Origin of the sequence: Kitasatospora sp. NPDC001539 (assembly GCF_040298565.1) — a bacterium.
In the GTDB taxonomy this organism is placed as follows: domain Bacteria; phylum Actinomycetota; class Actinomycetes; order Streptomycetales; family Streptomycetaceae; genus Kitasatospora.
Genome location: NZ_JBEPAK010000435.1, coordinates 1 through 2811 on the forward strand (window position 1 = coordinate 1; position 2811 = coordinate 2811).

Annotated in this window: 2 protein-coding genes; one reads left to right on the forward strand and one right to left on the reverse strand. The window is 70.4% G+C overall.

The window, feature by feature from the left end; genetic code table 11:
- Window positions 1–290 (reverse strand): carboxyl transferase domain-containing protein (locus ABT247_RS32940; RefSeq protein WP_350750197.1); only part of this gene is annotated, 290 nt, incomplete at its 3' end.
- 324 nt (window positions 291–614) lie between these two features.
- On the opposite strand from ABT247_RS32940, the gene ABT247_RS32945 reads away from it, so the two are divergent.
- Window positions 615–2765: an MMPL family transporter gene (locus tag ABT247_RS32945; RefSeq protein ID WP_350750195.1), complete on the forward strand. Its 2151-nt coding sequence runs from the start codon at window positions 615–617 to the stop codon at window positions 2763–2765.
- Window positions 2766–2811: the final 46 nt, after the last annotated feature.

Genomic DNA, 2811 nt, shown 5'->3' on the forward strand with positions numbered 1-2811 from the left:
CCGCCGAAGATCCGGAAGTCGTGGGCGTACACGAAGACCGTCCGGCCGTGCACCTCGCCCCAGCCGACCACCACGCCGTCGGTGTACGGCTTGCGATCCTCCAGGCCGAAGCCCTGGGCGCGGTGCCGGCGCAGCGGCTCCAACTCCTGGAAGGTCCCGGGGTCGAAGAGCAGGTCGATCCGCTCGCGGACCGTCAGTTTCCCCTTGCCGTGCTGGGCCCCGGTGGCCCGCGGATCCCCGGAGCGGATGCCGGCCCGCAGGCCCTGGAGCTCCTCGACCCGGTCACGCATGGTGGACGCGGTGGGCACGGTATCCGGCACCGGTCATCCCCCCTCTGAACGCTCGACGGTGGACCGACCGTAGGCGGGGCGCGGCCCGGGCGGCCACGGTTCGCTCGCCGGGCGTCCGAAAGCTGAACCACCCGTGCCGGACGGCGGGCGGGGCACCGGCCCGCTGGCCACAAGCTGCCAAGGCGCGGGTGCGAACGGGGATGACGGTGCGATGCTGCAGCCTCACCCCCCGCGATCGCGAACTTCGGTCGCGTACCACCCATCGGTTCGGATCGCCCGCTCGGCATCACCCCGGTGCCGGGGCTTCGAATGTCTAGGAGTGTCATGTTCACACGGATCGGGCGGTTCGTCGTCCGTCGGCCATGGCTGGTCATCGCAGCCTGGCTGGTCGCGGCGGTCGCGCTGACCGCGCTCGCGCCCAAACTCAAGTCGACCACCGACCAGGCCGAGTTCCTGCCCTCGCACTACGAGTCGGTCCAGGTGGCCGACGTCCAGAAGCGGGCTTTCCCCGGGCCGGACCAGCCTGCCGCGATCGCGGTCTTCAAGCGGTCCGACGGCGGCGTGCTCACCGACGGGGACAAGGCCGACCTCTCGAAGATCGCCTCCAGTCTGGAGGCCAAGCAGTACCCCCACCTCAAGAAGGTCCAGACCGACCCGAGTGCGGTCTCCCCCGACGGGAAGATCGGCCTGGCGAACGTCTTCGCCGACATCAAGGACGCCTACGACGACTCCGTCGTCAACGACGTCAAGCAGCTGCGCATCGACGTCAAGGAACTCCTGAACGGCACCAGCCTCAAGGTCGGCGTCACGGGCGACGCCGCCACCGCGCTGGACTCGCAGGACTCCGGTAGCAACACCGACGGCATGATCATGATGGCGACCCTGCTGCTGATCATCATCCTGCTCGGCGTGATCTTCCGCAGTCCGCTGATCGCGCTGTTGCCGGTGGTCGTGATCGCACTGGTCTTCCTGACCGCAACGGGGCTGATCTCCACCGCCAGTTCGCTCTTCGGGCTCACCGCGGACTCCTCCGTCTCGACCATGCTGATCGTGGTCCTCTTCGGCGTCGGCACCGACTACCTGCTGTTCCTCCTGTTCCGTTACCGCGAGTTCCTGCGCGCCGGGATGGAACCGCGCCCCGCGATGGCCGAGGCCGTCGCCCGGGTCGGCGAGACCATCGCCTCCGCAGCCGGGGCGGTGGCGGTGGCCTTCCTCGCGCTGACACTGTCCACCATGGGCATGCTGCGCGCCATGGGCCCCTCCCTCGCCATCGCCGTCGGGGTCAGCATGGTCGCCGGCGTCACGCTGGTCCCGGCCGTGTTCGCCCTGCTCGGCCGGGCCGCCTTCTGGCCCTCGAAGGCCTGGAAGCGCGAGCCGAAGAACGCCCTGGCGCAGAAGGTGGGCGGGCTGACGGCCCGTCGACCGGGGCTGGTCGCCGCGGTCTCCGGTGGTCTGCTGGTGGTGCTCGCGATCGGCGCCCTCGGGTTCAAGTCCGACTTCGACACCGGCGGCTCGCTGCCGAAGAACCTTGAGTCGGTGCAGGCGATGGACGACCTGCAGAGCGCCTTCTCCGCCGGACGGGCCCAGCCGACCCTGGTGTTCCTGGAGAGCACGGGCGGCGGCCAACTCGCCGAGGAGCAGCTGAGCGCCTACCACGACAAGCTCGCCGGAGTCGGCGGAGTCGCCCAGGTCTCCCCGGCCGTGCGGTCGGCCGACGGCACGGTCGCCCAGTTCAACGTCTCGCTGACCTACAAGCCGATGGAGGAGAAGGCGATCGACCTGGTCGACGGCGCCCTGCGCGACCAGGCGCACGCGGCCGCGCCGACCGGGAGCCGGGCCCTGGTCGGCGGCATGACCGCCGTCATGGCCGACATCCGAACCGCCACCGACCACGACTACACCGTGGTGTTCCCGGTCGCCGCAGTGGCCATCATGCTGATCCTCGGCCTGCTGCTGCGCAGTGTGGTCGCGCCGTGGTTCCTGATGCTCTCCGTCGGCCTCGGCTTCGTCGGCACCCTCGGCGCCACGGTCTGGCTCTTCCAGGGCATCAAGGGCGCCAACGGGGTCCTGTTCAGCCTGCCGATCCTGGTCTACCTCTTCGTGGTCGCGATCGGCACGGACTACAACATCCTCATGGTCGCCCGGCTGCGCGAGGAGGTCCGGGAGGGCAACGACCCCCGGGAGGCGATCAAGCACGCCGTGGCCCGGTCCGCGCCGACCATGGGCGCAGCCGCCGTCATCCTGGCCGGCACCTTCGGCGTCCTGATGCTCGCGGACAACTCGATGCTCCAGCAGATGGGTTTCGCGGTGGCGTTCGGCATCCTGCTCACCGCCTTCGTCATGGCGCTGTTCCTCGTTCCCGCCACCACCACCCTGCTCGGTCGCCGGGCCTGGTGGCCGGGTCTGAAGGACTCGGCGCCGGCCCCGGCGGGCGAGGAGCCCCTCCTGGTGGGTAGCAGCCGCACCAGGGGCTGACCCCGCTCGGCAACGGGAAGGGGCCGCCGGGTCGGAATTCCGACCC